The sequence below is a fragment of the Prosthecobacter sp. genome (assembly GCF_044222345.1).
GTDB lineage: Bacteria > Verrucomicrobiota > Verrucomicrobiia > Verrucomicrobiales > Verrucomicrobiaceae > Prosthecobacter.
Genome location: NZ_JBGANL010000021.1, coordinates 71736 through 89652 on the forward strand (window position 1 = coordinate 71736; position 17917 = coordinate 89652).

The following is a 17917-nucleotide window of genomic DNA, read 5'->3' on the forward strand; positions in this document are numbered from 1 at the left end:
ATTTGAGCCTAACCATGATCCAAAGTCGCCATGCTCTTGCCTTCATCCTGTTCACCTCGTCGCTCGCTGCGGAGGTGGCGAAGGTTCATCCTGCCCAGGCGATGGGCCTGCTGAAGACCCAGTGCCTGGGCTGTCACAATGCGGAGAAAAAGAAGGGCGGACTGTCGCTGGAGACGCGTGAACTGGCCCTGAAGGGCGGCGAAAATGGGGCCGCCATCGCCGGAGATGCGGATCACAGTGCGCTGATCAAGGCGCTGAGTGATCCGGGCGATGCGCACATGCCGCCGAAGAAGCAGATGCCGGAAAAACAGATCAACCTGCTCAAGGCGTGGGTGAATGCGGGGGCGCCGTGGGATGACGCGGCGCTGAAGAAATTCGGTGAACTGACCCCAGCGGACAAATTGGCGGCGCTGCCTGCGAGCCACACGCCCGCAGCTGCGATGGCGCTGAGCGCGAATGGCAAACACCTGGCTGTGGGGCGTGGCAACCGCGTGCTGATCCGGGATGTGACAGCGAAGGATGCGCCGGTGGTGGCCACACTGGAAGGCCACAAGGATCTGGTGCAGTCGCTGGCGTGGAATGCGGATGGCTCGCTGCTGGCGGCGGGTGGATATAGAAGCGTGCTGGTGTGGAAGGCAGCGGACTGGAAACTCGCCCACACTTTGACCGCGCCGCTGGAAGGACGTGTCACGGGTGTTGTATTTTTGCCGGACAATGCCACGTTGATTCTGGCCGATGGAGCCACGAGTTCAAAGGGCGTGCTGCATCGCTGGAAACTCGGTGAGCCGAAGCCTGCACAGACGGTCGAGGCGCACGCAGACAATGTGCTGAGCATCGCTCTGAGCCGCGACGGCAAACAACTTGCCACCGGCGGCGCTGACAATCAGGCCAAGGTGTGGGATGCCGCCACGCTGAAGGAGACCGCGAAGATCGAGGGGCACGTCGGCCACATCGTGGCGCTGGGATTCAGCACGGATGGCAAGTGGCTGGCCACGGGCAGCGCTGACAAGGACCTGAAAGTCTGGGACATCGCCAGCAAGGAAATGATCATGCTGCTGGGGGATAAAACTTATCCAGTGAACGCGCTGCTGTGGTCGCCGGATTCCGCCAAGCTGATGTATTTCAATGACAATGGCAACGTGCATGGAGTGACGGACTTGAAGACGCACGACGGCGTCCGCCTCGCCTTCACTTCGGGGACGGACAAGAAGATCGGCACCCTCGAAGACGTGCCGAATGCCGCTGTGATGACGGCGGATGGCAAGAATGTCTATGCCGCGACTGATGCCGGGGATGTCTTCCAGATTGATGAGAAGCTGAAGGTCACGAAACTGAACGGCCCTGCAGCTGCGCCTGCGACGCCCAATCCCAAAGCGCTGTCCTTCACACAGGACATCCTGCCGGTGCTCAGCAAGGCGGGGTGTAATCTGGGGAGCTGCCATGCGAAGTCGTCGGGACAGGCAGGCTTTAAACTTTCCATTTTTGCCTTCGATCCGAAGGGGGACTACATGGAACTGGTGAAGGACTCGCGCGGACGTCGTGTTTTTCCTGCTTTCCCTGAAGACAGCCTGCTGCTGCAAAAATCCACCGTGCGCGTGCAGCATGAAGGCGGGCAGCGGTTTGAGCCGGACTCCGAATCAGCCAAGACCATCGCCGAATGGATCCGGCAGGGGATGCCGTATGAAACGCCAGGCCAGCCTGCGCTCACGAGCATCGAGGTCGTGCCTGCTGAAAAGACGTATCGCAAGAATGAAGCGGGTGCTTTGAAGGTCACGGCCAAGTACAGCAATGGAACGACCCGTGATGTGACGGGACTGACCGACTACATTTCGTCTGAGAAATCCATCGCTGCGGTGGATGAGGAAGGCCACATGAAGACCACAAACGAAAGCGGTGAGACGGTCATCGTGGCGCGTTACATGGGGCAGGTGGCCATCTCGCGTGTGGCGGTGCCTGCCGACAAGCTGCTGCCTCCGGAACGCTACGCGAAGCTGACCGTGCGCAATGAGATCGACAAGCTCGTGCATGCACGCCTGCAAAAGCTCGGCCATCTGCCCAGCGACACCTGCACGGATGCGGAGTTTCTGCGACGCACGACGCTGGATGCCATCGGCATGCTGCCGAGTGTGGAAGAAGCGCGCGCCTTTGCGGCGAACAAGGATCCCAAGAAGCATGAGCAATGGGTGGAGGCACTGCTGCAGCGTCCCGAGTGGGCGGATCACTGGGCCATCAAATGGGGCGACCTGATTCGTCCGAATCCTTCGCGTGTCGGCGTGAAACCGGTCTATCTGCTGGATCAGTGGATCCGCCAGAGCTTCCGCGAGAACAAGCCATGGGACCGCTTTGTGCGCGAGCTCCTCACGGCGCAGGGCAACACGCATCAGAACGGGCCGGTGGCCATCTGGCGTGACAAGCGCGAGCCTGTGGATGCGGCCACGTTCATCGGCCAGATCTTCCTGGGCGTGCGTCTTGAGTGCGCGAAGTGCCACCACCATCCGACGGAGAAGTGGGATATGACGGATTATTATCAGATGGCCGCGTTCTTCACGCAGATGAAGCGCAAGGGGCAGGGGATCTCTGCACCGATCAGCGGCGAACCTGAGCAGATGTGGTTCGCGCCGGGGACTGCGGGGATCGAACATCCTGTGACCAAGGCCACCCTCAAGCCGCGCCCGCCTGCCGACAAGGAAATCGCCATCGCTGAAACACAGGACCCGCGCGCGGTGCTGGCAGACTGGATGACCGATCCGCACAATCCTTACTTTGCGCCAGCGATCGTGAATCGCGTATGGTCCAGTTTCATGGGACGCGGAATCGTTGATCCGGTGGATGACTTCCGCGCTTCAAACCCGCCGACCAACGGACCACTGCTTGACTGGCTGGCGCAGGATTTCGTGAAGCATGGCTACGATTTGAAGCACCTCATGCGCACCATCATGCTGTCACAGACCTATCGCCTGAGCAGCCTGCCGAACGAAACAAACGTCGCTGATTTGAAGAACTACAGCCGCAGCTACCGCCGCCGTCTGCCTGCAGAAACGCTGCTGGATGCGGTGTGTGAAGTGACCGAGGTGAAAGAAGTCTTTTCCGGAATGCCATCCGATGCGCTGGCGAAACAGACCTGGAATCACAAGCTGGAAAGCCAGTTCATGGACGCCTTTGGCCGCCCGAATGCCAGCGCCGAATGCCCCTGCGAACGGGATGCCAAGCCCAGCGTGGTGCAGGCGCTGCATCTGATGAACTCGACCAAGCTGCAAGACATGCTGATCAGCAGCAAAGGCCGCGTCACAAGACTGGCCAAAAGCGACCTCAAGCCGGAGCAGATCCTGGAGGAACTCTACCTCGCCTGCTACTCACGCCTGCCCACCGCCGAAGAGGTGGCGATCGCAGGGAAAGCGCTGGATGTGGGCGTGGCGAACCGCCAGGCAGCGATTGAAGATGTGCTGTGGAGTTTGCTGAATTCGGCGGAGTTTGTGTTTAATCACTGAAACCGATACTTTTGTTCGATTTCGCAAGAATCCCCTAGGTGCGGCGTAATTTCACTGTCTCGCATCGTTTCATCCAATGTCACGTATTACACACAACTGCGCCGGTCACATGCGGCGTGATTTTTTGAAGCTCGGTCTCACCGCTGCCGGTGGAGGCTTGGGCTTCACGGATCTGCTGCGTGCGCGGGCCATGGCGGCTCAGGCTCCGCAGCCTTCGATCGCACGGCCTGTGAACTGCATTCTGGTGTGGCTGGACGGCGGTCCTTCGCACTACGAGATGTTTGACCCGAAGCCGGATGCTCCGAGCGAGATTCGTGGATCACTTGGAGCGATCCCGACCAGCGTTCCTGGCGTGCGTTTCTCTGAAAGCGTGCCCCATTTGGCCAAGGCGGCGGACAAGTTTACGGTACTGCGCAGCGTGACGCACAAGGACCCGAATCATGGCGGTGGCAATCACTACATGATGACAGGGGCTCCGACACCCGTGCCTGTGGGCTGCGGTGCCTTTGTGACCTTTCATCCGTCTTTTGGCAGCGTGGTGAGCTACAAGCGCGGCATCAAAAATGGCCTGCCCGCCTACATGACGCTGCCGAGCATCACCCGCAGCGGTGGTCCGAATTTCCTCGGTGCGGAGCATGCGCCATTCGTGGCCGGTGGTGATCCGAATGCAAAGGGCTTCAAGGTGCGCGACGTGGTGCTGCCTTCTGATATTTCTGATGCACGCGGGCTCGCACGCCGTGATCTGCGCCACTCGCTGGACCGCATGAAGCGTCTGAATGATGCCGTGGCGGAAGATCCCGCGGTGAGCTTTGACACCTTCTATGGCCAGGCGGTGGATTTGATCGCCTCGAAACCGGCGCAGGAAGCCTTCGATATTTCTCTGGAAGATGAGAAGACGCGGGATCTTTATGGCCGCAACGATGTGGGGCAGCGCATGCTGCTGGCGCGTCGTCTCGTCGAGGTGGGCGTGCCGTTTGTCACCGTGAACTACGGTGGCTGGGATCATCACCGCGATCTGTTCAAGACCTGCAAAGGTGAGTTCATGAACAAGTTTGACCAGGGGATGGCCGGACTGATCACCGATCTTGACCGCCGCGGCCTGCTGGAAAGCACGCTGGTCGTTGCACTGGGAGAATTTGGACGCACGCCGAAGATCAACAAGGACTCGGGCCGAGACCACTGGCCAGGCGCGATGAACATTCTCTTCGCAGGCGCAGGAGTCCCACGCGGCGGCATTGTCGGTGCCACCGATCCGAAGGGCTACTACGCCAGCGACAACATCTATTCGCCGGAAGATTTTGCCGTGACGCTTTATAACAAGCTTGGCATTGATCCGCATCAGGTGCTGCACACCAGCAGCGGACGCCCGGTGCAGCTGATCAACGGCGGCAGGCCCATCCGCGAGCTGTTTGCGTGATGCGCCAGGAACTGTCGAATCATGACGAATGCAGAACGATGAATGGCCGCAGTGCGCTGGCCGTGGTTGTTCTGCATTCTTTGCTGGTCAGTTCAGCGCTGGCAGCTCCGCTGGCGTTTGAGAGTCTGTATCCTGCGGGCGGGCAGATTGGCGCCCGGGTGGAGACGCTGGTGAGCGGCAAAGGGCTGGAGAAAGAGACGCCGCTGGTCTGGAGCAGCGATCCACATGTGGTGGTGCTGGCGGGCGACAAGCCGAAGAAGTTCTTCCTGAACATTGCCAAAGATGCTGTGCCGGGACCGTGCCTGATCAGGCTCTACAACGAAGCCGATGCCTCGCCGCCGCGCATCGTGGAAGTGGGCAAGTTTGAGGAGGTGCTGGAAAAGGAGCCCAATGACACGCTGGCCGATGCCAGGAAGGCTGAGGGCAAGATGAACGTGACCTTCAACGGGGTGCTTGAGAAGGCGGGCGATGTGGACACTTTCGCCATCCGGGCACAGAAGGGAAAAGGCATCCGGTTTGATTTGCATGGCTACGCCCTAGGTTCACCCATGGACCCAGCGATGCGGCTGCTGAACGATCGGGGTGTCGAAATCGCGGCCGGGCATGACACGCACAATCTTGATCCGCGCATCGAATACACGCCTGCTGCTGACGGTACTTTGTTTGTGCAGCTTTTTGCGTTTGCGCATCCGCCTGCGGCAGACGTTTCCCTCAAAGGCAGCGCCAGTCATGTGTATCGGCTGATGGTGACGGACGAAGCGAAGGCAGCAGTGGCTTTGAGCGAGCCGGGAAAACTCACGCTGCCTGCACTGCTGAATGGCTGCATCAGCAAGGCGGCGGAAGAGGATGCCTACACATTCACTGCGAAGAAGGGTGATGATTTGCAGATCAGCGTGCGTGCGCAGCGCATGCGCAGCCTGCTGGATGCCACGATGCGGATCGAGGATGAGACGGGCAAATCCCTGCAGCAGGCGGATGATGCCGACAAGGACAGCCTGGACCCGACGCTACGCTGGAAAGCGCCGAAGGATGGTGAGTTTAAACTGGTCGTTGGTGACCGGTTTCAACATGGCAGCGCGGAGCATCTGTATGAGCTGACGGTGAAACCATTTGTGGCTTCGCTTTCTGCCACGCTCGACACCCATTCCTATCGATTGGAGGCTGGCAAGACGGTGGAGGTGAAGGTCACGATGAAGACGAACGGCACCTTTGCTGGCAAGATCAAAGCGCAGGCGGTGCAGCTGCCTGCGGGAGTGACGGCGGAGAGCGTGGATGTGCCGGCGAAGGGTGGCGAGGTGAAGCTCACGCTGAAGGCGACTGCAGAGGTGGTGGCGAATCAGGCCCCGTTTGCCGTGGAGATTGTGACGAGCGCTCCGGATGCGGTGCAGACGGTGACGGCGAGCTATGCGGTGCCGTTTACGGAGCCGCGTGGGGATTTGTTGATCATGACAGACACGCATCCGTGGCTGACGGTGGTCGCGGGAAAGAAGCCGTGAGGCTGGGAGCATTCCTGAACGGCACTTAGCAAGTGCCGCTCCTTGGTTTTAGGCTGCCTTACCCCAGGCGCCGCCGCCAGGAGTCTCGATGATGACGCGGTCGCCGGGCTGGACGGGGAAGGAGGTGCAGCCTTCGAGTGTTGTTGATTGACCATCGCGCAGCAGGGTTTGACGGCCGGTTTTTCCGGCGGAGCCACCGTGAAGACCGAAGGGAGACTCCACTCGGTGCTGAGTGAGGAGGCTGACGGTGAGGGGGGCGAGGAATTCGAAGTCGCGGATGACGCCATCGCCACCGTGCCATTGGCCAATGCCGCCTGAGTGGCGGCGGATGGCGAACTGGCGCAGGCGCACGGGGTAGCGTTGTTCGATGATCTCGGGATCGGTGATGGCAGTGTTGGTCATGTGCGTGTGCAACGCGCTGGCCCCGTGGTAGCCTTCTCCAGCACCGGAGCCGCCGGCGATGGTTTCGTAGTAGCCGAAGCCCGCACCGCCGAAGAGGAAATTGTTCATCGTGCCCTGGCTGCAGGCCTGGAGGCCAAGGGCTTTGATGAGGGTGTCGACGAGGCGCTGGCTGACTTCGACATTGCCGCCGACGACGGCGGGGTCGCGTGAGGCATCGCCGGTGAAGGCGGGATTGAGCAGGGATTCGGGGCAGATGATTTCCACGGGCTCCATCAGGCCTTCATTCAGAGGGAGGTCCTCTTGAAGCATGAGGCGCATGACGTAGAGCACGGCACTGCGTACGATGGCGGTGGTGGCATTGAGATTGCGCGGATGCACGCCGGAGGTGCCGGTGAAGTCGAGTATGAGTTTGCCGTCCGACTTGCGCAGGGAGACGGCGATGGTGGAGCCGTCATCGAGTTTCTCCGCTGCTGAGGTCGCCACGGGCAGGCGGTCGATTTGGGAGCGCATGACCACGGCGGAATGATCGAGAATGCTTTGCATCAGCCCCTGCAAGGAGTCGTCTGAAAGCGCGCGAAGACGCTCTGCGCCGTGGAGATTGGCGGCGAGCTGGGCATGCAGGTCGGCCAGGTTGTCGGCGAGATTACGAGTCGGGTGAACGGCGGAGGTCAGCAGGGTGGTGATTTCGTCAAAGCAGGAAATACCAGCGCGAATGAGGTGGCGTGGTGCGATGACGACGCCTTCCTCGATCAAGCGCGTGGCATTGGCGGGCATGGAGCCGGGCGTGATGCCGCCGATCTCGGCATGGTGCGCGCGATTGGCGATGTAGCCGATGAGCGCCTTGTTTGAATCATGCACGGGCGTGATGAGCGTCACGTCAGGAAGGTGCGAGCCACCGTAGGCTGGATGATTGGTGATGAGGGTATCGCCCGGCTGCATGGCGACGGCTTGTGCGACTGCGCGCACACAGACGCCGAGTGCGCCGAGATGCACGGGAATGTGCGGGGCGCTGGAGAGGAGCCGGCCGTGGGATCGAGCAAGGCGCAGGAGAAGTCGAGTCGCTCGCGGATGTTGGTGGAGATGGCGGTGCGACAGAGGAGGGCACCCATGTCGCTGACGATGGAGTGGAAGCGATGGCGCAGGAGATCGCGCCCCAGTGTGGGAGGCGGACCTGCCACCTGAGAGCATCGCAGCACATGACCAAAGCCGGTGACTTTTTCCACGCGCCAGCCGGGTGCGATGACGATGGTGCTGAAGGCATCCTGGATCAGCGCAGGGGCTGGATCGAGAGGTTCTGCATGAAGGGGCGCGCCTGGAGGCGGGCTCTGGGGTTCGCGCAGAATGATGCGCAGGCTGACGAACTCGATCTCGCGAGTGGCAGGAGGTTTGTAGCCAAACAGACGCTCGTAAACAGCGGCGTAGAGCGGTGGCAGATCGGCGGGATCTTGAAACTCCACCTGCAGCGGTGTGTCCTGGCCTTGGAGGCGAAGCTCGGCGATCTGCGTGCGCTCTCCCTGCGGCAATGATGCAAGCTCTGCGGGCAGGATTGCCCGCGCTACTTCCAGAGGCAGGCGGAATTCCTTTTCGATGATGCGCTCCGGCACGGCCTCCTGCAAACCGACGGCGCTGAGGATGCCGGCATGCTCGGGGACGAGGATCGTCTGCACGCCGAGAGACTCGGCCACTGCGCAGGCATGCTGGGGGCCTGCGCCGCCAAAGGCGAGCAGTGCGTGATCTGCAGGAGCAAAGCCTTCGCCGATGGAAATGCGGCGAATGGCATCGGTCATGTGCTCGATGGCGAGGCGAAGCAGTGACTGCAGGAGCTCCGCCTCCGTGCCGGCGCTGCCGGTTTGCGCATGGAGTTCGCTCAGGCGTCGCTGCGCAGCGGCCACGTCGAGCGGGATCGGCGCGCGTGAGGGATCGAAGCGGCCAAGGAGCAGATTGACATCGGTGATGGTCAGCGGGCCGCCTTTGCCATAGCAGGCGGGGCCGGGATTGGAGCCTGCGCTTTGCGGGCCGACGGCGAGGCCGTGATGCGTGAGGTGGCAGATGGAGCCGCCGCCTGCGGCGACGGTTTCGATGGCGACACAGGGCGCGAGCAACTGCATGCCCGCCACATTTTGGGAGAAGCGGTAACCGGGGCGGGTATCGATTCGCGCCACATCGGTGCTGGTGCCGCCCATGTCGAAGGTGATGATCTTGGTGATGCCAAGGCGACGTGCGGCATTGGCGGCACCGATGGCACCTCCGGCAGGACCGCTGAGCAGCATGTCCTTGGGGCGGATTTCGTCGGCGGACTTGAGGCCGCCTGCGCTGGTCATCACCTGCATGTCTGGCGAGACGCGGCGGATGCCATTGAGGAAGGACTGCACGGGCGCGTGCAGATAGGCATCCGCCACGGTGCTCTGGGTGCGTGACAGGAGCTTGGCAAAGGCGGCGGTCTGGTGCGAGAGCGTGAGGTGGGTGAAACCGCACTCGCGCAGGATGGCGGCGACGCGCAGCTCATGCTGCGGATGGGCGTGACCGTGCAGCAGGGAGATGGCGGCGGTGGTGATTCCTTGGGCGATGCAATTCTGCGCGGCAGAGCGCACGTGGGCTTCGTCGAGGGATTCGAGCACTTCGCCTGAGATGCTGAGGCGTTCAGGCACTTCGCAGGCGATTTCGTGGAAGATCACGCGCGGTTCGTGTTTCAGCGCGAAGAGATCGCTGCGGCGCTGATCGCCGATTTGCAGGAGATCGCCGAATCCCCGGGTGATGAAGAGGGCAATGCGGCCGCCCTTGTGCTCCAGCAGCGCATTGGTGGCCCGCGTGGTGGCGATGCGGAGATTCATCGGAGGGAACTCGCGGCCCGGCGGAGTATTGGTCAGGATGCGCGCGCCGAGAACCGGAGCCTCTTCGCCCGTGGTGAGTTCCAGCAGGGTGCCGGATTGCCAGGATGGCGGGGCATCGAGTGTTATCTCGCCCGTGGCATGGTTGAAGGCAGTGATGGTGCGAACATCCGTGCTGCCAACGTCGTTGATGTCAAAGCCTCGAAGGAAATCAGCGGGCAGGGGAGGCAGGCCGGAGAGACGAACGTGGATGTTCGTCGTGCTGGACACCACGGCGCGCAGGTGGCCTGTGGAGAGTACTTTGCAACGCGACTCACGGCCCTGTGGGTCGCGTGCGTGGCAATCGGTGAATGTGCCACCGGTATCGGCTGCGATGCACCACTTCACGGCTTTTTGGGCGCATCCGGGGGAGGGGCGAAGTCCAGGTCGGGCACCCAGCGCAGTTCCTTGAAGGCATCGTAGTAGGGCTCGCAACTCGGGGCTTTAAAGACAGCAACACCGCGCTTCACCCATTCAGTGGCTTTATTGGGATCGCCCATGTCAAAGGCAATGGCCGCCTTGCTGAAATAGTAGGCCGGGGTGTCGTCCATGAAGGTGAAATTTTCCGCGATGATCTGGTCGGCGGCCGGGCGGTGCCCCAGCTTGATCTCACACAGCGCCCGCTTGTAATGAACGATGTGGCGGATGACCATGGGCAGCTTGGGGTAGTCCGTGGCCAGTTTGGTGAAGGACTGGAGTGCCGTGGTGAAATCGTGCTTCACGAAGTAGTACTCGGCGAGATTGAACTTGGGCAGCGGGCTTTCTGGCTGGAGCTGTGCGGCTTTCTCAAACTGGGGCAGGGCGAGGTCAAAATCACGACGGCGTGGTGCCAGGTAGATGTCGCCGCGCAGGGCGTAGAGGTCGGCCACATTGGGGTTGAGTTTCTCCGCAGCATCCAGCTTTTCGAGCGCATCGGTGTAGCGCTGCTTCATGCGCATTTCGCGGGCTTCCTTGAGCAGCTTTTTGACTTCATCGGAAACGGGAGCCTTGGCGGGGGCTTGCGCCAGTGAGGCGGAAACACCAGCCATCAAAAACAAAAGGGGAAGGATCAATCTCATGGCAAAAGGTTAGAACGTGAATGGGAATCAGGCAAGACGGGCGCGCATGCTGGTTTCAGCACCATCGCACAGGCTGCGGAGAATTTCAGGGCTGAACCACTCGGCTCCAAGTGACAGAATCGTTTCACGCACCATGCCGTCGGCAGAAACGACACGCATGGGGCGCTCCTGGATGTATTTGGCCACGAGGCGCTCGATGATGGTATCCGCCGTGGTGCCGGGATCGGCGTAGATGATCTGAAGGCCCTGGGGCTCGCGCTCCTCATTGGTGCCTTGTCTGACACCATCAAACACGACGACCACCTGCATGCCGCTCATGTCCTGAAGATTGCGCAGGTGTTTCAGCAGCTCCGTGCGCGCCAGATGGCGGCGCGAGGCGACCCGATGTTCACGCTTCAGTTCCGGCCAGGCGTGGATGACGCTGTGACCGTCAACAAGCAGGTAGGTCAGCGGAGCGGGCATGGCCAATATTTAAGGTTTAAAGTTCACAGCCATTCCATAGGCAGTGCTGCATGAGGAGCAAGCTTTGAAGTGGCCGCCAGAGCTCCAGTTCGACAAGAAGCGTCGAGACTAAGGACTGCTTTGGTAATGAGCTTATGGCACGGGCAGTGCATGCATGATCGAGGAAGGGGTTCGGAGACAGCCCGTCCGCCCACCAAGCGTGTGGCGAGCTCCAAGAGGCAGGCACAAAAAAACCGCGTGATGCCGGAGCACCACGCGGTTTCGAAGGACCGAGATGAAGAATCAGTCGAGGTCCGCAATGCGCACGGGCTTGCCGCCCTGCTCGGCGCTTTTGTCGGAGGCGAAGATGACTTCAAAGCTGCGCAGCGCTTCGGGGAAGCTGGTAAGCGGCATGTCCTTGCCTTCGTCCAAGGCATCAAAGAAGGCCTGGAACTGGGTTTCGTAGGGGTGGTCGCTCACGTCCCCGGAGTCGAGCATCTTCATGGAGAGCTTGCTCCAGGCGTGCTTGTCGGTGTGCAGCTTCATGGAGTGGAATTTGTCGTCCAGCAGGCTGCCCTGGCTGCCACACAGGTGGGTGTGGAAGTAGTAAGGCTGGAGGCAGTCCACCACGGCGGCGGCTTTGCCGACGGCACCGTTCTTGAAGTGTATCAGCGTGACGCTGGTGGTATTGTACTCGTAGGGCTTGAAGATCTCGCTCTGTGACTTGGTGGAGAAACTGGTGACGCTTTCGATTTCGCCACCCATGACCATGAGCAGGGCATCCAGCGCATGGCAGCCGGCGGTGAGAAGGGCACTGCCGCCATCCTTCTTGCCGGTGTTCCAGCGGAACTGACCGTACCATGGGCCGATGCCGTGGTAGTAATCGACTTCGCCGTAATGGATGCTGCCCAGCAGGCCTTCATCGATCAGCGCCTTGGTGACCTGAAACTGATTCGAGTAGCGGCATTCAAAGCAGACGCAGCCCTTGACTCCATTGGCCTTGGCAGCAGCGACGATTTCGCGCACTTCAGGCAGCGAGTTGGCCATCGGCTTTTCGAGGATGATGTGCTTCTTGGCATTGGCCGCCTTGATGGCCTGGTCCCGGTGCTGGCTCGGGTAGCTGGAGATGTCCACCACGTGGATGTCTGGATTCGCCAGCATCTCATCGAGGTTCTGGTAGCTCTTGATCGGAGTGCCGTGCTTCGCGCTCAGCTCCGCATCGTCCAGTTTGCGGGAGGAATAGACCGCGGTGACCTGGCCCTGCTTGGTTTTGTTGATGGCGTCAATGTGAGCGCTGGCGGCCCAGCCGTATCCGATGATTCCGACGTTGTATTTCTTCATGGTGAGTGAGTGCATGCTCCAAACCGGAGGCATGATTGTCAATATCAATACCCGGTACAGAAGTGTCTCTTTCGAGTCTTTTTGCGCCAGCGTGCACGCATTAGGCGGCGCACAACAACTTCAGCCAAGCTCCCCATTTTCCGCACGATGCTGAAAAATAACAAAGCCGCGTTGTTCACGCGGCTTTGCAGAGGGGTTTTAAACTGGAGAGGCCCGCTTATTCAGCGTCGTCTTCAGCAGGAGCGGCTTCGCCAGCGGCGGAGACGTTCAGCTTGACGGTGGCGGTGATTTCGTGGCCGAGTTTGACGACGATTTCGAAGTTGCCGGTGTTCTTGATCGGCTTTTCCAGCACGATCATGTGACGGTCCACTTCGATCTTGGACTCTTCGGAAAGAGCCTTGGCGATGTCGATGGTGGTGATGGAACCGAAAGCCTTGCCGCCCTGACCGGTGGAGAGGGTGAGCTTGAGCTTCACTTTCTTCAGCTTGGAGGCAATCTTTTCAGCTTCAGCGACTTCCTTGGCTTCGCGCTCGGCACGCACGGCCTTGAGACGCTCGGTGTGGCGCAGGTTGCCCTTGGTGGCTTCATAAGCCTTGCCCTGGGGGAGAAGGAAATTGCGCGCAAAACCGCGCTTCACGCTGACAACGTCAGCTTCGGCTCCGAGGCCTTTGATTTGTTCTTTGAGAATAACTTGTGTGTTTGGCATGGCGACATTCCCTCGGGGAAAAAGGGGCGCGAAACTACACGCCTCCTAAGTTCTGTCAAAGGCGGATTCTAGGTTCTTTTGAAAGTGCGGGTTCCACGTCAGATCCCCATGTTGGCCAGCGTGGTCGCCAGCCGGTTCATAAACCCCGTTGCTTCCGGGTGCGCAGCCTCGAGTTCTTCGACCGAAGAAAGCCACTGGCCTTGGGCCTGCCCAGGCTCTGCGGTGGGGGCTTCCGCCTCGGTCTGTGCCAGCAGCTCAAGCAGCTTGGTTTTCGCGGCTTCCGGCAGATCGCCTGCGTCTGCCACCAGTGTCTTGAGTTGTTCCAGTTGCTCTGTGTTCATGGTTTTTTCACTCTGTCACCGCGAGCATGTCCCGACAAGAGTTTTGATGCCGCAAGAATGTGCAAGTCATGCGATCAGATCACCGCGTGCTGCCACCGCCAGCAGTGCCAGCACGCTGATGCTGTCGCGGATGCGCCCATCGCGCGCCATTTGAATCGCTTCACTCAGTGGCAGGCGCAGGACTTCGAGCTGCTCCGTGTCCTCAGGCTGTGCCTCGCCGTGGGTCAGGCCGGTGGCGATGAAGATGTCGCAGACTTCGTTGCTGGTGGAATTGGAAAGCTGGATGCCGGAGAGCAGGGGGCTGATGGTGGTGGCGACGATGCCGGTCTCCTCCTGCAGTTCACGCCGGGCCGCTTCCCCGGGAGATTCGCCAGCGGGACAGCCGCCTTCGGGGATCTCCCACTCGTAGTGTCCGTGGCAGTAGCGCCACTGGCCGACGAGCCAGGTGTGGCCTTCTTCATCAATGGGGATCACACCGACGGCGATGTTCTTGTATTCCACCACGCCGTAAATGCCGGGGCCACCGGTGGGTTTGAGCACCTGATCCTCCCGCACGCGGATCCATGGATTGGAATAAGTCTCGCGGGTGGAAACGGTTTTCCAAGGATTCGGGTGCTGGGGGAGATTCATGGTCAGGGAATGAAGGATCACTTCTCTGTGGAAAGCACCACTCCGTCTGCCTCCATCTGGTGCTTCTTGATCGCCTTCAGCACCGGGCCCAGCGTCTTGTCATTCTGGTAAGGGCCAAGGTAGCCATACATGGCCATGCCTTTGACCATTTCCTCCGGCACGGTCTTGCCCGGCACACGCACGGCGCTGGGCTTGGCGTCCGGGCCCAGCTCGGTCATCTCCAGCGAGAAGTCCACCTCGCCCACGAGGTAGCGCTTGGAGTCCTCCCAGAACTTCTTGTTCAGCGGCAGGCTTGCCTCCGTGATGATGGTTTGTTTGGCGGCGTCGAGCGACTTCACCCGCAGCAAGTCCTTGTAGCTGCCGTTGCTGCCTTCCGGCGCCAGCAGCAGCAGGGCATTGAGATCTGCCACGGTGAGCTTGAGCGTGGCAGGCTTGCCCTCCGTCGCGGCGGCGGCGAAATCCGCCAGGCGCTGCTCAAGGCCGGGCACCGGGGCGATCTCCGGCAGCTTGGCCGGGGCCTGCTGCGTGATCTCGGCGATGGCCGAGTCCATGGTCTTGAACGTGTAGTAGCTCCACCAGATGATGAAACCGAAGATGCCGACCACCGCGCTCATGATGACGCAGCCGTAGCCGGAGTGGAACTCGCCCGTGGGGACTTTCTGAATGCTTGCCATCCCTCACCTGAATGCGGCGCGGCCAAAGATCAAGCCGGGGGTTTGTTTCGGGGATTGAATCGTCCATCCAGCAGTCTTCATGCTGCTGCCTGCCTCTTCTACGGCCAGGATGCGAAATACATGTCCACTGCGTCTTTCAGCCCCTCGACGGCGGGTTTGACCACGGCCTCTGAATACCCGGCCTGCATGAGGCGGTTTTGCGCCTGCGTCACCAGAGCCGCTGCTTCTATGGGCGTCCTGTGCCGCGTCTCCTCCTCCAGCTGCTCGATCATCTGGGTTCCGATCTCGTCCAGCGCCGGGCGGATGGTGGTGGCGAGGTCGGGGGGCTGAGCCGTGGTGGCCGTGGGGTGCTGGCGCAGCCACTCCTCCTGCCGCACCTTGGCTGCCTGCATCTGACCGCTGAAAAAGAGCCTCACGCTCTCGTCATTCAATCCGGCGGCATCGCCGCGCTGCATCATGCTGCGCAGCAGCTCGGCCTCCCGCTTTGGGTCGGTGATGGGCAGTCCTTTGGCGCGCTTGGCCTCCGCCACGTCATCCATCCAGTCCAGGCGCTTCACCATCAGCGCGGGCAGGGAATGGCGCGAGCCGCCCAACCCGCTGCAAGCGGGCATAAGCAGGGGCAGCAACAGCAGGAGGGAGGGCAGGAGGGATCTCATGCCGCGCATCTTAGCCCGCTGCGGCGGGAGTAAAGAGCTTCAGTTTCCTGCCGCCCTGCTTCTCGCCTTCGCCGTATTTTCTCCATGCCTTCCATCACGCACCCGCGCCTCCTGATTGACGCCACGCCGCAGCCGCCGATTCTCAGCCCATGAAGATTCTCGCAGCCATGTCCGGAGGCGTGGACAGCAGCGTGGCCGCAGCCGAGCTCGTCCGCGCAGGGCATGACGTGTCCGGCGTGTACATGAAGAACTGGATCAACGAGGAGAACATCATCGGCCACTGCCCGTGGGAGGAGGACATCACCGATGCGGAGGCCGTGGCCAGTCAGCTTGGCATCCCGTTTCGAGTGGTCAATCTCATGACGGAATACCGCGAAAAGGTCGTGAAATACCTCCTCGAAGGCTACCAGGCAGGCATCACGCCGAATCCCGATGTGATGTGCAACCGCGAGATGAAATTCGGCGTCCTCTGGGATTGGGCGCAGGAGCACGGCTTTGAGGCCATCGCTACAGGGCACTATGCACGCAAAGAGGACGGGAACATCCTGCGCGGGGCCGATCCGAACAAAGACCAGACCTACTTCCTCGCCATGATGCAGCCGCATCAGGTGCGCATCGCGCAGTTTCCCATCGGGCATCTGCTCAAGCCAGAGCTGCGTGAGCGCGCCCGGGAGTTCGGCCTGAAGACGGCGGAGAAAAAGGACAGCCAGGGCATCTGTTTCATCGGGCAGGTGAAGATGGAGGATTTCCTGCGCACCTTTGTGCCGGACCAGCCAGGGCCCATTGTGAATCTGGAAGGGAAGGTGCTCGGCGAGCATCGCGGGCTGCACCTTTACACACTGGGCCAGCGCAAGGGGCACGGCGTGGCCAGTCCCGTCCACAAGCAGGCCTACGTCGTCGTGGCCAAGCGGCCGCAGACCAACGAACTCGTCGTCGCCATTGAAAATTCCGACACACCGCTGCTGTGGGCACGCAAGGCCACGCTGCATTCCATTTCCAGTACCGGCCAGCCTTTGAATGACGAGCGCCTGCTCCAGGCGCAGCCGCGCTACCGCTGCCCGGCAGGCAGTGCCGTCTTCCGCCCGTTAGGCGATGGCCGCGCGGAACTCGAATACACAGAGCCGCAGCGCGCCCTCACGCCGGGACAGATCTGCGCCTTGTATGATGGGAACCGCCTGCTCGGTGGAGCGGTGTTTGAAACCATCCAGCACACATGACTCGTGGCATCCTCATTCTCGGCGGCGGTTGCTTTGGTCTCACTGCCGCCCTTGAACTCCGGGCTCGTGGCTGGCAGGTGACCTTGATCGATCAAGGTTCGCTCCCGCATCCCGACGCTGCATCTACGGACATCAGCAAGGTCGTGCGCATGGACTATGCTGAGGATGAACAACATACAAAAATGGGCGAGATCAGCCTGCAACGCTGGCGCGAGTGGAATGCCAGGTGGGGCGACGAGCTGTACCATGAGGTCGGCTTCCTCGTCATGTCTCGCGATCCCATGCAGCCCGGAGGCTTTGAGCATGACAGCCACGCCTTCCTCAAGCAGCGAGGCCACCATCTACGCCGGACCTCGGCTGAGATGCTGCGCGAACTTCACCCGGCCTGGAATCATACGCTCTACCAGGATGGTTACCTCAATCCCACGGGCGGCTGGGTGGAAAGTGGGCGCGTCATCGGGCGCCTTGCTGCGGAGGCACGTGCAGCGGGAGTCATCCTCATTGAAAATGTGCCGCAGCCGCGCCCGATCTTTGAGGGGGCACGCTGCACGGGCATTGCCTCCGCCACCGGGCAAAACTGGCAGGCCGATGCCATACTCGTCGCTGCCGGAGCCTGGACGCCCACGCTGCTGCCGCATTTGCAGGAGGTGATGTGGGCCACCGCTCAGACGGTCTTCCATTTTCAGCCACCCGATCTACGCCCCTTCGCCCCGCCACAGTTTCCCGTCTGGGGGGCGGACATCGGGAAGACCGGCTGGTATGGCTTTCCGGCGAATGCTGCGGGGCTTGTCAAAGTGGCCAACCACGGCCCCGGTCGCCGGGTGAATGCCTCAGATCCTCGAACTCTGCCTGCAGGGGAGGAGGAGCGCTACCGCGCCTTCCTGCACAAAACCTTTCCTACCCTGGCCGACGCCCCGCTGCACTCCACCCGCGTCTGCCTGTACTGCGACACCTTCGATGGTGCTTTCTGGATCGACCACGATCCTGCGCATCCCAGTCTGATCATTGCCGCCGGAGATTCCGGCCACGCCTTCAAGTTCACTCCCGTCTTGGGTGAAATCATCGCCGACGTCGTCGAGCGGAAGCCGAACCCATGGGCTCAACGTTACCGCTGGCGCGAAAAGACAGCGGCCAGTTCGGATGGTGCCCGCGCCTCGGGGTAGACCGCCTTTCATGCCTCACA

Annotated in this window: 13 protein-coding genes and 1 pseudogene; 5 read left to right on the forward strand and 9 right to left on the reverse strand. The window is 61.2% G+C overall.

All coding sequences use genetic code 11. The annotated features are described in order from the left end of the window. Positions 1–14: 14 nt before the first annotated feature. From ACILSL_RS13250 to ACILSL_RS13260, 3 genes are all read left to right on the forward strand, one after another. Positions 15–3488 carry a DUF1553 domain-containing protein gene (locus ACILSL_RS13250; RefSeq protein WP_395732517.1) on the forward strand — a complete coding sequence of 1158 codons (3474 nt, stop codon included), beginning with the start codon at positions 15–17 and terminating at the stop codon, positions 3486–3488. A 76-nt stretch (positions 3489–3564) separates the two neighbouring features. Next, the gene (locus ACILSL_RS13255; protein ID WP_395732518.1) at positions 3565–4905 is read left to right on the forward strand and encodes a DUF1501 domain-containing protein; all 1341 of its coding nucleotides are present in this window, start codon (positions 3565–3567) and stop codon (positions 4903–4905) included. After that, entirely contained in the window at positions 4905–6401 is a 1497-nt protein-coding gene (locus ACILSL_RS13260) for a hypothetical protein (RefSeq protein ID WP_395732519.1), read from the forward strand. Before ACILSL_RS13255 ends, ACILSL_RS13260 begins: the two co-directional genes overlap by 1 nt. A 48-nt stretch (positions 6402–6449) precedes the next feature. Here the strand turns inward: ACILSL_RS13260 and ACILSL_RS13265 are convergent. The 9 genes and pseudogenes from ACILSL_RS13265 to aroQ form a co-directional block, all read right to left on the reverse strand. Beyond that, positions 6450–9634, reverse strand: a pseudogene (locus ACILSL_RS13265) (hydantoinase B/oxoprolinase family protein). Between the two features lie 380 nt (positions 9635–10014). Then, entirely contained in the window at positions 10015–10728 is a 714-nt protein-coding gene (locus tag ACILSL_RS13270) for a tetratricopeptide repeat protein (protein WP_395732520.1), read from the reverse strand. Between the two features lie 27 nt (positions 10729–10755). Next, the gene (locus tag ACILSL_RS13275; protein ID WP_395732521.1) at positions 10756–11190 is read right to left on the reverse strand and encodes an NYN domain-containing protein; all 435 of its coding nucleotides are present in this window, start codon (positions 11188–11190) and stop codon (positions 10756–10758) included. 282 nt (positions 11191–11472) lie between these two features. Then, complete coding sequence (locus tag ACILSL_RS13280; RefSeq protein ID WP_395732522.1) at positions 11473–12525, reverse strand: Gfo/Idh/MocA family protein; 1053 nt, start codon at positions 12523–12525, stop codon at positions 11473–11475. 202 nt (positions 12526–12727) lie between these two features. Next, positions 12728–13216, reverse strand: a complete 489-nt coding sequence (rplI, locus tag ACILSL_RS13285; protein ID WP_395732523.1) for a 50S ribosomal protein L9 — start codon at positions 13214–13216, stop codon at positions 12728–12730. 98 nt (positions 13217–13314) lie between these two features. Next, positions 13315–13557, reverse strand: coding sequence for a DUF4404 family protein (locus ACILSL_RS13290; protein WP_395732524.1), 243 nt, complete (start codon positions 13555–13557; stop codon positions 13315–13317). Positions 13558–13623: 66 nt separating this feature from the next. Next, positions 13624–14187 carry an NUDIX domain-containing protein gene (locus tag ACILSL_RS13295; protein WP_395732525.1) on the reverse strand — a complete coding sequence of 188 codons (564 nt, stop codon included), beginning with the start codon at positions 14185–14187 and terminating at the stop codon, positions 13624–13626. A gap of 17 nt (positions 14188–14204) precedes the next feature. Then, complete coding sequence (locus ACILSL_RS13300) at positions 14205–14861, reverse strand: hypothetical protein (protein ID WP_395732526.1); 657 nt, start codon at positions 14859–14861, stop codon at positions 14205–14207. Positions 14862–14959: 98 nt separating this feature from the next. Then, positions 14960–15517 carry a gamma subclass chorismate mutase AroQ gene (aroQ, locus tag ACILSL_RS13305; protein WP_395732527.1) on the reverse strand — a complete coding sequence of 186 codons (558 nt, stop codon included), beginning with the start codon at positions 15515–15517 and terminating at the stop codon, positions 14960–14962. 149 nt (positions 15518–15666) lie between these two features. Between aroQ and mnmA the strand changes: the two genes are divergently transcribed. Beyond that, the gene (gene mnmA, locus ACILSL_RS13310; RefSeq protein WP_395732528.1) at positions 15667–16734 is read left to right on the forward strand and encodes a tRNA 2-thiouridine(34) synthase MnmA; all 1068 of its coding nucleotides are present in this window, start codon (positions 15667–15669) and stop codon (positions 16732–16734) included. After that, positions 16731–17897 carry an NAD(P)/FAD-dependent oxidoreductase gene (locus tag ACILSL_RS13315; protein ID WP_395732529.1) on the forward strand — a complete coding sequence of 389 codons (1167 nt, stop codon included), beginning with the start codon at positions 16731–16733 and terminating at the stop codon, positions 17895–17897. Before mnmA ends, ACILSL_RS13315 begins: the two co-directional genes overlap by 4 nt. Positions 17898–17917: the final 20 nt, after the last annotated feature.